Genomic DNA, 14897 nt, shown 5'->3' with positions numbered 1-14897 from the left:
CCAGGACTGCCAGGACCAGCAGCCACGGCTCGGCCCCCTCCCCCCCTTCATGGCACACGGCACACAGGATGTCGCGCCGGTGATCACGCCGACAGGCGACACTATGTGGCTCGTTCGCTCCTACCCGCTGGGCCGCAGTGTGCTCTCCGACAAGAGGTTCAGCCGGGCCCATGCCGTCACGGCGCACGCGCCGAAGCTCAATGACGCACAGCCCGTCCCCAACTCCATGATGAGCATGGACGGGGCCGAGCACACCAGGCTCCGCCGCATTGTGGCCGGCGCCTTCACTACGGGCCGAGTGTCCGAAATGGCCCCGACCGTCGGGCGGCTGGTCGATCAGCAGCTCGATGCGCTGGCAGCAGCCGGGCCGGAGGCCGACCTGATCGAGCAGCTTGCCGCCCCCTTGCCGCTAGCCGTGCTGTGCTCGCTGCTGGGCGTCCCCCCGGAGGACGCCAGCCGGTTCCGGGGTTGGGTCGAGGTCCTCTTCGACATCTCTGCGAGCACTCCCGGCGAGAAGTCGCGCCGTCGGCTCGAGCTGGTGGACTACATGGAGGAGCTGATCGAACGGAAGCGGCAGCAACCGCAGGACGACCTGCTGACCGCGCTAATCGAGACCCATGACCGGGGTGCCCTGACGATGGGGGAACTGCTCACGCTGGGCCTCACTCTGCTGATGGCCGGCTACGAGACCACGGTCGGCCAGATCGGTCTCACGGTTCTCTCGCTGCTCTCGGCCCCCGGAACGCTCGCCGACGTGCGGCGCAACCCGCAGGCGCTCGCCTCGACGGTCGAGGAGACGCTGCGGTTGAACCCGGCGACACCGCTGAGCTTTCCGCGCGTGGCGGTGGAGCCGGTTCCGCTCGGCGACGTCACCGTGCAGCCGGGAGAGGGCGTCATGGTCTCGCTGCTCCATGGCAACCGTGACGGAACGGTGTTCGCAGAGCCGGAAAGTCTTTCGGCCGATGGCCGCGACGCCGTCCACCTCACCTTCGGCCACGGCGTTCACAGGTGCCTCGGCGCTCCCCTCGCCAGGCTTCAGGTGCAGATCGTCCTCGAACGACTCCTCGGCCGTTTTCCTGCTCTGCAACTGGCCACCGGACGCGACGCAGTGGTCTGGAAGGACGGTCTGGTTACTCGCGGCCTGTCACGGCTGCTGGTCGAGTGGTAGCCGTGTCGCGCCGGCTGCCCGTGCCCGTACGACAACCCTGAAGTGCGAGTGAGGTACCGCATGTCCGTGGAGAAAGCCGCATGCCGAGCAGTTCGTCGCGGCGAACCGGTGGCCGTTGTCGGTCTGTCCTGCCGCCTTCCGGGCTCCGAGGACCCGGACGCCTACTGGGCGTTGCTCGCAAGCGGCGGCGATGCCGTTACCGATGCCCCAGCCGAGCGCCTTGCCGCGCTGACATCAGGCGGACCGCTCGGCGCCGCGGCTCGGGGCGGCTTCCTCACCGGAGTCGACCGCTTCGATCCGGGGTTCTTCAGTATCTCCCCGCGTGAGGCCGCCATGATGGATCCTCAGCAGCGGCTAGTGCTGGAGCTTGGCTGGGAGGCGATGGAGAGGGCCGGGATAGTCCCGGCGTCCCTGCGCGGTGCCGACGTCGCCGTGTTCATCGGATCGATGACAGGGGACTACGCCGACCTCGTCCACCACGCCGGCCCTGTCTCGGCCGCCTCCCATCACTCGTTCACCGGCCTGTCGCGGGGCCTGATCGCCCAGCGCCTCTCGTACGTGCTCGGTCTGCGAGGTCCGAGCCTCACCGTCGACGCCGGTCAGGCTTCCTCGCTGGTGGCCGTCCACATGGCCTGTCAGAGCCTGCGGACCGGGGAGGCCGACGTCGCGCTCGCTGGCGGCGTTGAACTCCACCTCGCCTCAGAAAGCGCTGCCGTGACCGAGAGGTTCGGCGGACTGTCACCCGACGGACGCTGCTTCACCTTCGATGCCCGCGCCAACGGATACGTACGGGGCGAGGGCGGCGCCGTGGTGGTGCTGAAGAGCCTGTCGAAGGCATTAGCCGACGGTGACCGAATTCACGCCTTGCTGATGGGCAGCGCGGTCAACAACGACGGCGGCGGGGAAGGACTGACCGTTCCGCACGAGCAGGCCCAGCGTGACGTGATCCGGCTCGCCCACAACCGGGCAGGCACGGTCCCCGACGACGTGCAGTACGTCGAGCTGCACGGCACGGGCACTACTGTCGGGGACCCGGTCGAGGCCGCCGCCCTGGGTGCGGTGTACGGCTCGGACCGCTCCGCGGACCGGCCGCTCCTGGTCGGCTCCGCGAAGACGAACGTGGGGCACCTCGGGGCGGCTGCTGGCATCACCGGACTGCTCAAAGTGGTCCTGGCTCTTACCCACGGTCAGCTTCCGCCGAGCCTGAACTACTCTGTGCCGAACGCGCTGATCCCGCTCCCGGAGCTGAACCTCCGGGTACAGGACCGGCTGGGAGCCTGGCCCGCCGGGGACGGCGCGCGGCTGGCTGGCGTGTCGTCGTTTAGCGTCGGAGGCACTAACTGCCACATGATTGTCGCCGGTCCGCCGCCCGGGCAGGAGCGCCTGCGCAGCGCAGAGGCCGCGCGACCTGCTTTCCGTAGCCGACTGGTGCCGTGGCCCGTCTCCGGCCACACCGCCGCAGCCCTGAATGCCCAGGCGGACAGGCTGCTGCGACACCTCACGGACCTGCCGTGGGAAGACCGGCAGGCCGCTGCCACGGACGGCGCGCCGTGCACGGTGCGGGACATCGGGCGTTCCCTGGCCGTGTCCCGCACCGCCTTCCGGTACCGGTCCGTTCTTTTGGGAACCAGCCTGGCCGATTTCAGCGAAGGGCTGCGAGGGATCGGCGCCGCCCGAGACGCACGGGCGCTGGTCGGCAGGACGCGGCCCCGTGACCGTATCGTCTTCGTGTTCCCAGACCAGGCAACGGAATTGCCCGTCGGGGCAGCTGGGCTGCTCGACGCCTCCGACGCGTTCCGGGCCAAGGTCAAGGCGTGCTCCGAGGCCTTCGCCTCGTATGTCGACTGGTCCGTGGAGGACGTGCTGCGAGGCGCTCCTGGGGCACCACCGCTGGACCGGGACGGCGTGGCGCAGCCCACCCATTTCACCGTCATGGTCGCGCTCGCCGAAGTCTGGCGGTCCTTCGGTGTCGAACCGTCGGCCGTCGTCGGGCATGCCCAGGGCGAACTGGCCGCGGCCCACGTGTGCGGTGCCCTGTCCCTGGAAGACGCGGCTCGCATCGTCACCCAGTCCGGCGGGACCGCGAGCCGTGAGGAGCTGCCCGCCGAGCCGGCTCCGATTGCCCCCCTGCCCGCCACTGTCCCGTTCCACTCAACTGCGACGGGCCAGCCGATCGCCCCCGCAGACCTGGACGTCGAGTACTGGTACCGCGACCCCAGCGAGTCTGTGGCCCTTACTCCGGCCGTGCGGGCCCTAGCTGATCACGATGCCTTCGTCGAGATCGGCCTCCGCCCCGTGCTGACCATGGCCATCCGGCAGACCCTGGCGGAGTTGTCAGGCTCGGACGCAGTGGTGGTGGCATCGCCGTGCGGTGACGACGACGGGCCGGAGAGCTTCCTCCGGTCGCTGGCCGAACTGCACACGAGCGGTGCCGCGGTCGACTGGCGCCCGGTGTTCTCTCCCGATGCTCCGCTGGTGGACCTGCCCACGTACGCGTTCCAGCGCAGCCGTCACTGGGTGGGAGATGGTGTCTCGACGCGCGAGTCGGATGCGTTGGGACGTCCGGCCCCACCGCCGCACGTCGCTGAGCAGGAGATGGTGCAGGTGGCGGCGGAGGCTGCGGAACCGGCTTCGGGGTCGGCCGGGCTGTTGGACCTCGTCCTGCGGGAGGCGGCCGTGGTCCTCGGGCACTCATCGGACGGCGTCCTGGATACCGCGCTGTCCTTTAAGGACCTCGGGTTCGACTCCGTGACCACCGTGGAACTCTGCGATCGCCTGCACACGGCCACGGGCATGAGGCTCCCGGCGAGCCTCCCCTACGACTACCCGTCGCCGCACCGTCTGGCCGATCGCCTGGCCGTCCTGCTCGCTGTGGACGCCGCCAGTTCGGCCTCCGCCACCGTCTCCACATCCGGCGCCGAGCAGAATGAGGTGGCACCGGAAGCCCCCGACGACGACCCGATCGTGATTGTCTCTATGGCATGCCGCTTCCCCGGTGGTGTGGGCTCGCCGGAGGACCTGTGGGACCTGGTTCGCGACGGGCGGGACGCAATATCGCCGTTCCCCGACAACCGCGGGTGGCGCCTTGACACGCCGAGCGGTACGGAACACGGAGGGGACGGACCGGTCTACGCCAGGGCGGGCGGTTTTTTGCACGATGCGGACCGGTTCGATGCCGAGTTTTTCGGGATCAGTCCGCGGGAGGCCGTGGCCATGGACCCGCAGCAGCGGGTCGTCCTTGAGACCGCCTGGGAAGCGCTCGAGCGCTCGGGAATCGACCCGGCCACCCTGCGAGGGAAGAACGCAGGCGTGTTCATCGGGGCGACAGCCCAGGACTATGGACAGCGCCTGCACGAGGCGGACCAGGTGGCTGGAGGCTATCTGTTGACCGGTACCGCTCCGAGTGTGGTTTCGGGGCGGGTGTCGTACACGTTCGGTCTTGAGGGTCCCTCGATGACGGTGGATACGGCGTGTTCTTCGTCGTTGGTGGCGGTGCACCTTGCGGTGCAGGCGTTGCGCGCGGGGGAGTGCGACATCGCGTTCGCCGGTGGCGTCACGGTCATGGCCAGCCCGGGCATGTTCGTGGAGTTCAGCCGTCAGCGGGCGTTGTCGGTGGACGGGCGGTGCAAGGCGTTTGCGGAGTCTGCGGACGGGACTGCGTGGGCCGAGGGTGTGGGTGTGCTGGTGCTGGAGCGGTTGTCGGCTGCGCGGCGTCGTGGGCATGAGGTGCTGGCGGTAGTGCGTGGTTCCGCGGTGAATCAGGACGGTGCGAGTAATGGGTTGACGGCGCCGAATGGTCCGTCGCAGGAGCGGGTGATCCGTCGTGCGCTGGCAGTGGCGGGGTTGTCTGCGGGCGATGTGGATGTGGTGGAGGCGCATGGGACCGGGACTCGGTTGGGTGATCCGATCGAGGCGCAGGCGTTGTTGGCGACATATGGGCAGGGGCGTTCTGGTGGGCCTTTGTTTCTGGGGTCGTTGAAGTCGAACATCGGTCATGCGCAGGCTGCTGCGGGTGTGGGCGGGATCATCAAGATGGTGATGGCGATGCGCCATGGTGTGCTGCCCCGGACGTTGCACGTGGATGAGCCGTCGTCGCATGTGGACTGGTCGGCGGGTGAGGTGTCGTTGCTGACCGAGGCGGTGGTGTGGCCGGAGCGGGAGCGCCCGCGGCGTGCGGGGGTGTCGTCCTTCGGGATCAGTGGCACCAACGCCCATGTCATCCTCGAACAGGCACCCACATTCCCCGCGCCGGAACAACCCACCCCCACCGAACCTCTGCCGGAGCGGCTCGCATCCGCGCCTGCTGCCCCCTGGCTGATCCGCGCGCGGACGGAGGGTGCGTTGCGGGCCCAGGCGGAGCGGCTGCGCGCGTTCGCCGCGGCACACCCCGAGTACACCAGCCAGGACATCGCACACTCCCTAGCCACGGCGCCCACGGTGCATACCCGTTCGGCAGCGGTCGTCGGAGCGGACCGTGGCACCATGCTCAATGCTCTCGGGGCACTGGCCGACGGCCGCCCATCTGGACACGTGATCCACGGCCCTGCCGCCGGGACCCAAGCTGGCAAGACCGCCTTTCTATTCAGCGGGCAGGGCAGCCAGCGCCTGAACATGGGGAGCGAACTGTACGAGGAGTACCAGGTATTCGCGGACGCGTTCGACGCTGTCTGCCGACGCCTCGACCCGCTCCTGCCACACCCAGTGAAGGAGGTGCTCTTCACTGATGTGCAGGACACCGCCTTCCTGGACCAGACCGAGTTCACGCAGGCGGCCCTGTTCGCCTTGGAAGTCGGGCTGTTCCGGCTCCTGGAGCACTACGGACTCGTCCCCGACTACCTGCTGGGCCACTCCGTCGGCGAACTCACCGCCGCCCATGTCGCAGGCGTCCTCTCCCTCGACGATGCCTGCGCCCTCGTCGCCGCCCGCGGCCGGCTCATGCAGTCGGCACCTGACGGCGGCGCGATGATCGCCGTGGAAGCCGGCGAGTCGGAGGTGCGGCAGGCCGTGGCGGCCGCGGCCGGTCGCCTGGCCGTGGCGGCCGTCAACGGGCCCGCCTCCGTCGTGGTGTCGGGGGACGAGCACCTAGTGCTCGAGCTGGCCGCCTCCTGGCGGGAGAAAGGCCGTAGGACTACCCGCCTTCAGGTCAGCCACGCCTTCCATTCGTCCCATATGGACAGCATCCTCGACGAGTTCCGGCAGGTGGCGGCCAGCCTGGCGTACTCCGCTCCGCGGATCCCCCTGGTCTCCAACCGCACCGGGCAGATCGCGTCGGCCGAGGAGTTGGCGTCCGCCGAATACTGGGCCGAGCACCTTCGGCACACGGTCAGGTTCGCCGACGGCATCCGCACCCTGCGCCGCGTCGGCGTAACGTCCTACCTGGAGCTGGGCCCTGACCCGGTCCTGTCGGCCATGGCCCGGACGTGCCTCGAAGGGACGGGCGACCAAATCGCCGCACCCGTCGCGGTCCTGCGCGGCGGGTACCCGGAAGCGCACACCCTGTCGACGGCTCTCGCCCACGCCGCCGTGCACGGTCCCACTCCGGACCTCGGGCGCCTTTGCCCTGGAGCTCGTCGGGTCTCCCTGCCCACGTACGCCTTTCAGGGGCGCCGCTACTGGCTTGACAACCCAGAGACTATGGGGGACACGACCGGCCTCGGGCTCGACGACCCGGGCCACCCGCTGCTCGGCGCCGTGACCGGACTGGCCGAAGGCGACGGCATGCTGTTCACCGGTCGTATCTCCCGCCGCACCCACCCCTGGCTCGCCGACCACGTCATCGCGGGTACGGTACTGCTGCCCGGTACCGTGATGGCGGAACTCGCCCTGGCCGCCGGCGACCGCTTCGGCTGTGACAGGCTCCGCGAACTCGTCCTCGAGGCGCCCCTCGCCGTACCCGAAGGGACGGCCGTGCGGCTCCAGGTGAGCGTGGGCCCTGCCGACTCCTCCGGGGAAAGGCCCGTCACGGTCCACTCGCGCCCCGAGCCGGATAATGCGAACGCCCATGGCGAGCCGTGGACTCGGCATGCGTCGGGCATGCTCGCCAGGCTTGTGGAAGGCGGTGCCGACACCTTCATGACCGGCCGCGCATGGCCGCCCCGGGGCGCGCAGCCGGTGAACCTCGACGGCGCCTACGAGCGGCTGGCCGACGTGGGCTATGCGTACGGTCCGGCGTTCCAGGGACTCGTCAGGGTGTGGGAACTCGGCGATGATCGGTACGCCGAAGTCTCCCTGCCCGGGGATCACCGCGTGGACGCCAGCCGGTTCGGCGTCCACCCGGCCCTTCTCGACGCAGCCCTGCACGCCCTGCTCGTCGCCGACCTCGACACCGGGACAGGCGGCGGGAGCCTGCGGCTCCCGTTCTCCTTCGATGGCCTCACCTTGCACGCCACCGGTGCGACGTCGCTGCGCGTCCACTGGACGCCTGCTGGCGCCACCGGTGTCCAGCTCACCGCCACCGACCCCCACGGCCACCCGGTCGTCTCCGCCGTGAGCGTGGCGCTGCGCCCGGCCGATGCCGGCCTGATCGCAGGGCAGGACAGCGCGGCGCACGACGAAGGGCTGCACCGCCTCGATTGGCAGCACGTTCCGGCCGCCGACGCCGACGTTTTGCCGGTCCCCCAAGGGCACTGGGGCCTCGTCGGGGCCGACGCCGACGGTTGGCACACGGCACTGGCGGCGCCGGGCGTGACCCTGGTCCGGTACCCGGATGCCGACGCGCTGGAAGCCGCCCTCAGCGCAGGCGGGCCGAGCCCCGACGTGCTCGTCCTGCCCTCCATCACTGAGGCCGACTCGGGCGCCGACGCGGCCGCGGCGGCGCGCAGTGCAGTACAGGCCACCCTGGTCCTGACCCAGCGGCTTCTCGCCGACGAGCGCCTGGCGACCACTCGGTTCCTGCTGTTGACGCGAGGCGCCGCGGCAGTGGCCGACGAGGACGTACGAGATCTTCCCGGTGCAGCCGTGCGGGCCCTGCTGCGCGCGGCCGAGAGTGAGCACCCGGGCCGCTTCGTCCTTCTGGACGTCGAAAGGCCGGACACCCTGCCTGGTGGTGACGAAGGGGAGAGCAAGTTCTCGGCGAGCACACTCGCCGCAGCCCTGGCCGCCGGCGAACGCGAGCTCGCCCTGCGGGGTGGCAAGGCGTACGCCCCCCGCCTCGCCCCGGTTCCGGTCTCCCGTCGGTCCGAGGCGTCACTGCCCGGCCGACTCGACCAGGGCGGCACCGTCCTCATTACCGGTGCCGCCGGTGGCCTTGGCGGAATCGTCGCCCACCACCTGGTCGCCCGGCACGGAGTCCGGCATCTGCTCCTGACGAGCCGGCGGGGCCTCATGGCCGACGGGGCCCCGGAACTCGTCGCTGCTCTGACAGAGGCGGGAGCCGAGGTCACCTTCACCGCCTGTGACGTAGCGGACCGCGCCGCCCTCACGGAGCTGCTTGCATCCGTGCCCGCACAGCACCCGCTCACCGCTGTGTTCCACGCAGCCGGGGTCCTGGCCGACTCGACGCTTGAGAACCTTACGCCCGGCGACGTCGACGAGGTGTTGCGGCCGAAGGCCGACGCGGCCTGGCTCCTGCACGAACTCACCGCGGATGCGGAGCTGTCGGCATTCGTGCTCTTCTCCTCTGTTTCGGGCCTCCTGGGCAATCCGGGGCAGGCCAACTACGCGGCGGCCAATGGCTTCATGGACGCCCTGGCACTGCACCGGGCCGCACACGGCCTGCCCGCCACATCGCTCGCGTGGGGCCTGTGGGGATCGGCCGCCACGATGGCTGGGCCGCTGACCGCAGCAGACCGGGCACGGTGGGCCCGGCAAGGCATCGCCCCTCTGTCCGTGGAGCGCGGCCTCCAGTTGTTGGACGCCGCACTCTCCACGCCCGACACGCTCCTGGTACTGGCCGAGCTGGACTGGATCGGGTTGCGCGCCCCCGGCAGCACGGTCCCCGCACTGCTGCGCACGGTCGTCCGGCCCAGCCGGCGGCGCTTACCCGCACACGTCTCCACCGCCGACGAGACCGGCACTTGGTCCTCACGGATGGCGGCGCGGACGGAACCTGAACGCCGCAGGGCTGTGGAAGACCTTGTGCGGGAGACCCTTGTCGGGGTTCTCGCACTGGACGGGCCCGAAGCCGTGGACTCCGGCGCGGCGTTCAAGGACCTCGGCATGGATTCGCTGGCCGCCCTCGAGCTGCGCGGCCGACTGACGACCGCGACCGGCATCCGGCTGGCGGCCACCACCGTCTTCGATCACCCCACACCATCGGCCCTCGCCAGCCACCTGATGAGGGAGGCCATCCGACTCTCGGGCACGACGGACCCGACCGGCTCCCCAACCGGGCAGCCGGCGGCCGACGATACACCGGACGACGACCCGATCGTCATCGTCGGCATGGCCTGCCGCTACCCGGGAGACGTGCGGACACCACAGGACCTGTGGCAGCTCGTCCACACTGGCACGGACGCCATCGGCCCCTTCCCCGAGAACCGCGGATGGGAGGTCGGGGCGCTGTACGACGAGGACCCGGACCACCCCGGTACCTCCTACACCCGGCACGGGGGCTTCCTCTATGACGCGGACCGATTCGATGCCGAGTTTTTCGGGATCAGTCCGCGGGAGGCCGTGGCCATGGACCCGCAGCAGCGGCTGATGCTGGAGGCCACTTGGGAGGCCGCCGAAAGCGCCGGGATTGCCCCCGACACACTGCGTGGCACGCAGACTGGTGTCTTCAGCGGCGTGATGTACAGCGACTACACCTCCCGGCTGCGCACCGCCCCGGGGAGCACCGAGGCGTACCGCTTTCTGGGCAACGCTCCGAGTGTGGTTTCGGGGCGGGTGTCGTACACGTTCGGTCTTGAGGGTCCCTCGATGACGGTGGATACGGCGTGTTCTTCGTCGTTGGTGGCGGTGCACCTTGCGGTGCAGGCGTTGCGCGCGGGGGAGTGCGACATCGCGTTCGCCGGTGGCGTCACGGTCATGGCCAGCCCCGACACATTCGTGGAGTTCAGCCGTCAGCGGGCGTTGTCGGTGGACGGGCGGTGCAAGGCGTTTGCGGAGTCTGCGGACGGGACTGCGTGGGCCGAGGGTGTGGGTGTGCTGGTGCTGGAGCGGTTGTCGGCTGCGCGGCGTCGTGGGCATGAGGTGCTGGCGGTAGTGCGTGGTTCCGCGGTGAATCAGGACGGTGCGAGTAATGGGTTGACGGCGCCGAATGGTCCGTCGCAGGAGCGGGTGATCCGTCGTGCGCTGGCAGTGGCGGGGTTGTCTGCGGGCGATGTGGATGTGGTGGAGGCGCATGGGACCGGGACTCGGTTGGGTGATCCGATCGAGGCGCAGGCGTTGTTGGCGACATATGGGCAGGGGCGTTCTGGTGGGCCTTTGTTTCTGGGGTCGTTGAAGTCGAACATCGGTCATGCGCAGGCTGCTGCGGGTGTGGGCGGGATCATCAAGATGGTGATGGCGATGCGCCATGGTGTGCTGCCCCGGACGTTGCACGTGGATGAGCCGTCGTCGCATGTGGACTGGTCGGCGGGTGAGGTGTCGTTGCTGACCGAGGCGGTGGTGTGGCCGGAGCGGGAGCGCCCGCGGCGTGCGGGGGTGTCGTCCTTCGGGATCAGTGGCACCAACGCCCATGTCATCCTCGAACAGGCACCCACATTCCCCGCGCCGGAACAACCCACCCCCACCGGAACCGTCCCCTGGCTGCTCTCCGCCCGCGGTGCCACGGCCCTGCGGGACCAGGCGGAGCGGCTGCGCGCGTTCGCCGCAGCACACCCCGAGTACACCAGCCACGACATCGCACACTCCCTCGCCATGACCCGCTCTGCCCTCACGGACCGGGCCGTCGTCCTCGCCTCCGACCGCGGCGATCTGCTCGACGCCCTGCAGGCACTGGCTGACGGAACTGCCTCGGACGCCGTGGTGTCGGGGACGGCGACCGTACCGTGCAGGACGGCCTATCTCTTCACGGGCCAGGGCAGCCAGTACCTCGGCATGGGGCGTGAGCTCCACGCCGTGTCCCCGGCGTTCGCCGCCGCCCTCGATGACGTCTGCCGACGGATGGACCCCCACCTGGACGTGTCTCTGAAGGAACTGCTCCTTGCCTCGGACGAGTCACCTCTTGGGTCCCTGATCGACCGGACCCGCTACACCCAGCCGGCCCTGTTCGCCTTGGAAGTCGGGCTGTTCCGGCTCCTGGAGCACTACGGACTCGTCCCCGACTACCTGCTGGGCCACTCCGTCGGCGAACTCACCGCCGCCCATGTCGCAGGCGTCCTCTCCCTCGACGATGCCTGCGCCCTCGTCGCCGCCCGCGGCCGGCTCATGCAGTCGGCCCGGGGCGGAGGGGCCATGGCCGCCGTCCAGGCACCGGAGGAAGAACTGCGGCCCGTGCTCGCGGCACACGACGGGCGCGTGGTCGTCGCCGCGTACAACGGGCCGCGGTCGATCGTCGTCTCCGGCGACGAGCAGGCCGTGGCCGCCGTTGAGAAGACCATGCGAGGCCTTGGTCGACGCGTCACGAGGCTGCGCGTCAGTCACGCCTTCCACTCTCCGCACATGGACGGCATCCTCGACGAGTTTCGCGCCGTGGCCGCCCGCGTGGCGTTCTCCGCCCCCGCCGTCCCGATCGTCTCCAACCTGACCGGCAAGCTCATCGACAGCGGTGAACTGACCGATCCGGAGTACTGGGTGCGGCAGCTGCGTGAGCCGGTCCGCTTCTGGGACGGAGTGCGCTTCCTGGTCAGCGACGGAGTCGGGTTGTTCCTGGAACTCGGCCCCGACGGCGTGCTCAGTGCCATGGTCCGGTCCGGGCTGGAGGACCGTGACGACGGGCCGCAGGCTGTCGTGCCCCTGCTGCGTCGGGGTCACGCGGCAGCGGACACGGTCGCGCAGGCGCTGGCTCGGTCCCACGTCACCGGTGCTCACGTCGACTGGTCCGCGGTCTTCCCCGGCGGCCGGGCCGTGCCCCTACCCACCTACCCCTTCCAGCGGACGAGCCACTGGCTCCTGGAAGCCCCCTCGCCCGTAGCCCCTGACTCCTCCGGGCATCCCGTCCTGGATTCCACGGTCGACCTGGCGGGCGGACAGGGCCGGGTGTTCACCGGCCGCCTCGCACCCGAGACGCACCCCTGGCTCACCGAACACACCGTCCTGGGTGTCCCGCTGGTGCCCGGAGCCGTCCTCGTGGAACTCGCGCTGTACGCGGCACGGTTTACGGGCGCGGAGCGTGTGTCGGAGCTGACCCTGGAGAATCCTCTCCACCTCCACGACGCCGTCGACGTTCAGGTCTTCGTCAGCCCTCCGGACGGTACTGGCCGCTCGCCCCTCGCCCTGTACTCTCGCCCCGCAGACGGCCGGGCGGGGGAGTGGGCCCGCCATGCCGTGGGCCTGCTGGATGCAGGAGGCCCAGTACCTCCGGCTCCACCCGCTCGGACGTCACAGTCCACCGGTCTGTCCTCCTGGCCGCCCAGCGGCGCCGCCGCAGTGGCGATCGACGGACTGTACCCCCGGCTCAGCGAGCAGGGTTACGGCTACGGACCAGCATTCCAAAGTCTGGAGGCCGTGTGGCGCGACGGGTCTGACCTGTACGCGGACGTCGTACCGGTGTCTGCTGTCGAGCCGGTGAACGCCCCGGCCTTCCTGCTGCATCCCGCAGTTCTAGACGCCGCTCTCCACACGATCCTCGCCGTCGGTTCCGCCGATGCCTCCAGGACCGTCGTACCCTTCGCCTGGAGCGGCGTGACGCTGTACCAGACCGCAGCAGACCGCCTTCGCGTCCACCTGCGCCACCGGGAAAGCGACACCTACGGGCTGACTCTCTCCGACGAGAGGGGCGCACCGGTTCTCGCGGTCGACACCGTGGTGCTGCGTGACATCCCCCGGCACACCATGGCGCTGCACGAGGATCTCTTCACGCTCGAGTGGCCGCAGTGGCGTCCGACGGGCGAGGACCTGGCAGCGGGAACCTGGGCCGTACTGGGGGACCGGGCCCGGCACATCGCCGAGGCGGTCCGGGCCGGTGGCCAGGCCGTCGCCCTCCACCCGGACCTCGACAGTCTCGTGCGCTCCGTCGCGGCCGGTGCCCCGGTGCCGTCGCTAGTCATCACGGAGGGACCGGGAGGAGCGAACGCTGGCATCGACGAGGCCGTCCCCGCGGCAGCGGCCCGTGCCGCACGCGAGACACTCGCACTCGCGCAGGCTTGGACTGCCGACGAGCGGCTTAGCCGTTCCCGGCTCGTACTGCTGACCGCCGGAGGCGTGGCGGCCGGGGAAGGAGAACACCCTGACCTTGCACAGACCCCTGTGTGGGGATTGATCCGCTCCGCCCAAGCCGAACACCCCGGCCGGTTCACCCTCGTCGACTGGGACGGGCAGCCCGACTCCCTGCGCGCCCTCGTTCGGGCCCTGGCGTCGGACGAGCCGCAGCTCGCCATCCGGGCTGGCAGGGCGTCAGTACCGAGGCTGCGCCGGGCCCGTCCGGCCGAAGGCACCGCCGTACCGTTCGACGCGAGCAGCCACGTCCTGATCACCGGTGGCCTGGGTAGCCTGGGCCGCCTCGTTGTCCGCCACCTCGCGAGGGAGCACGGCGTCAGGCGGTTCCTGCTGATAAGCCGCCGGGGGTTGCGCACGCCCGGCGCCGAGGAGTTCGTCGCCGAGCTGAACGCAACCGGTGCGCACGTCGCCGTAGCCGCCTGCGACGTCGCGGACCGCGACGACCTGGCCCGGCTCCTTGCCGATGTGCCCGGTGACCACCCGCTGTCGGCGGTGGTGCACGCAGCCGGCGTCGTGGACGACGGCATTCTGGGGGTGCTTACCCCGGAACGGTTCGACCGCGTCCTCCGGCCTAAGGTGAATGCCGCCGTCCACCTGGACGAACTGACCCGGGATCTAAACCTCACCGCGTTCGTGCTCTTCTCATCGGTCGCCGGCCTAATGGGCATGGCCGGGCAGGCGAACTATGCCGCAGCCAACACCTTCCTCGACGGCCTGGCCCAGGCACGCCGGGCCGCGGGGCGAGCGGCCGTATCCCTTGCATGGGGACTGTGGGAAACAGACAGCGGAATGGCGGCGGGACTCGGTACCGCAGAGCTGGAGCGCCTGTCCCGCTCCGGAGTGCAGCCCCTCCCGGACCGCGCCGGGCTCGCTCTCTTCGACGCCGCGGTCGCCGCAGGCACCGCGGCGCCCGCCGCCGTACGACTCGACCTCCGCGCCCTGGACCCGGACACCGCGCCCGCGGTGCTGCGCGACCTGGTCCAGCCGCGGCTGGCTGCAACCGGAGTCCCGCGCGACCACGGCTCCGACCTGCGGAGCGCACTGGCCGCCGCACCTTCCGGCGAGCGCCAGCACCTGCTCGTCACAGCAGTCTCGGACGCCGCCGCGTCCGTCCTCGGCCACCGCGGCCAGGACCAGGTCACGGCGGACCGCCCGTTCCAGGACCTCGGGTTCGACTCGCTGATGGCGCTCGAACTGCGCAACCACCTGGCTGCCGTCACGGGACTCGCACTGCCGCCCACGCTGGTCTTCGACCATCCCACCCCCGGCGCGCTGGCTGACATGCTTCGGACCGCGCTGTTCGGTGAGGAGACCGCAGGGTCCTCGACGGATCAGTCGGCCGGCCGCGCCCCGGAGCCGGAATCCGGCCCATTCCGCGCCCTGGACGCCATGACTGCCGACGAGTTGGTGCGCCTGGCACTGGGTGACAGCCCGTCCTAGTCCGTCCCGATCAGCGAAGTACGGAGAG

The 14897-nt window shown here is 70.4% G+C and carries 2 protein-coding genes; both read left to right on the top strand.

Annotated elements, in window-relative coordinates; genetic code table 11:
• Nucleotides 1-49 precede the first annotated feature (49 nt).
• Nucleotides 50-1168 (top strand): cytochrome P450, encoded by a 1119-nt coding sequence (locus N8I84_RS41380; protein WP_263235134.1) that lies wholly within the window; start codon nt 50-52, stop codon nt 1166-1168.
• 60 nt (nt 1169-1228) lie between these two features.
• On the top strand, nt 1229-14869 hold the full coding sequence (locus N8I84_RS41375) for a type I polyketide synthase (protein WP_390899090.1): 13641 nt from the start codon (nt 1229-1231) through the stop codon (nt 14867-14869).
• Nucleotides 14870-14897 lie beyond the last annotated feature (28 nt).

Origin of the sequence: Streptomyces cynarae (genome assembly GCF_025642135.1) — a bacterium.
Taxonomy (GTDB): Bacteria; Actinomycetota; Actinomycetes; order Streptomycetales; family Streptomycetaceae; genus Streptomyces; species Streptomyces cynarae.
The sequence above is the reverse complement of the archived record's forward strand: the minus strand, read 5'-3'. Positions and strand labels throughout refer to the sequence as shown.

Excerpts from the sequence above, each read along its gene's own strand:
- N8I84_RS41375 (WP_390899090.1), top strand. The coding sequence starts at position 1,229 with ATGTCCGTGGAGAAAGCCGCATGCCGAGCAGTTCGTCGCGGCGAACCG.
- N8I84_RS41380 (WP_263235134.1), top strand. The coding sequence starts at position 50 with ATGGCACACGGCACACAGGATGTCGCGCCGGTGATCACGCCGACAGGC.